This window comes from Microcystis sp. M53598_WE2, assembly GCF_030067735.1.
Lineage (GTDB): Bacteria > Cyanobacteriota > Cyanobacteriia > Cyanobacteriales > Microcystaceae > Microcystis > Microcystis aeruginosa.
The window spans coordinates 1-1513 of record NZ_JASJFE010000813.1 but is presented as its reverse complement, the minus strand read 5'-3'; the positions used below and the strand labels follow the sequence as shown (position 1 = coordinate 1513).

At 43.3% G+C, this 1513-nt stretch carries 1 protein-coding gene; it reads left to right on the top strand.

All coding sequences use genetic code 11. The features are described from left to right. Positions 1-339: 339 nt before the first annotated feature. Positions 340-1513: polysaccharide deacetylase family protein (locus PX636_RS16505; protein WP_288117875.1), on the top strand; the 1174-nt coding region annotated here is incomplete at its 3' end.

Below are 1513 nucleotides of genomic sequence, written 5' to 3'. Positions count from 1 at the left end.
TGGGGTGTAGGGTGTAGGGTGTAGGGTGTAGGGTGATGGGGAAATGGGGGTGTGGGGAGAATCAATAAAGGCAGTCTATTGACAACTGCTCACTGATTACCACTGTCCACTGAAAACTCAAATCTGATCACTGATCACTGATAACTGATAACTGATAACTGATGAGGGTGTTCTAGAAAACTTGACAAGGGAACGGATTATGGAGAAACTCAGCTTGTAATCAGTGGGCTTTGCTGACGAGAAAACAAAAGCCAAAAATCTAGATAAAAGGCAGTTTTTTCGGTAACTCAGGGACTATCTGCTTTTTACTTTTTACTTTTTACTTTATTACTTGATCTTATGCGTTGGCAAGCTCGGCAAAAATCTTCGTTTCCCTTGTTTCCCCTATACGGATTTTTGGCATTTATCGTCACTTGTCTGATTATTTGGGCAATTTCTTTCTATCCTCGTTCTAATGCTCTGGTGGGGGGTGATTCTCTCCCCGCACCTTTTAGGGAGTTTCAACCGGAATGCGCGGATTATGTCCGAGAAAATAGTTCTTTTAAGGATATATCAAGAGTTTTTGACTGTAAAACCTATAAAAACCTCTCCGATCGAGTGATTCTTTCCCTATCTCTCCAAAAAAACGATATTAGTCTCGATAATTGGCAAAATAACTCGACAACAGCGATCGAATTAGCCCCTTGGCCGGAAATTCATCCCCGCGCTCAAGAGACAAAAGTACCGATTTTAATGTATCACGACATTTTACCGGAAAAAGAGGTATTCTTTGACGTTACTCCAGACGAATTAGAGGCACATTTTCAATTTTTGCAGGAAATCGGGGCAACTCCTATCAGTATCGATTGGTTAATTTCCCATCTGCGGACAGGGATCCCCCTTCCCGCTAAACCGGTTTTATTGACTTTTGATGATGGTTATGGGGGACATTACCAGTATGTCTATCCTTTATTGAGAAAATATAACTATCCTGCCGTTTTCTCGATTTATATCAATAAAATGGCTCAAAAAACTGGTAGAACCAGTGTCACTTGGCAACAACTCCAGGAAATGGCCGCCGATCCTCTAGTCCAAATTGTCTCCCATAGCGTCAGTCATCCCCGGGATTTAAGATTATTGTCCGATGCAGATTTGGAGCAAGAAGTCAAGCAATCGAAACAAATCTTAGAAAAAGAATTGGGCATTCCGATTAATTATTTCACCTATCCGGAAGGGAAGGCGGACGATCGAGTGAAGGAATTCGTCAAAAAAGCGGGTTATCGGGCGGCTTTATCGATGAATGACCTCGATGAACATTTTGCCGGACAATCCCCCAATTTACTCACTATTGGACGCTTTGGGCAATCGCGCACGCGAGAAATTGTCCCGCAAGCTTGGGGAGGTGATCCCTTACCCCGTAGGGATGGGGGTTTTAACTTTGCCACCACCATCCAAAAACGGGAAGTGGAGTTCCCAAGTAATACACTTGTTCTGGTTAGTGGCGGGATTCCCAAAACCATCCACGCTGATAGTC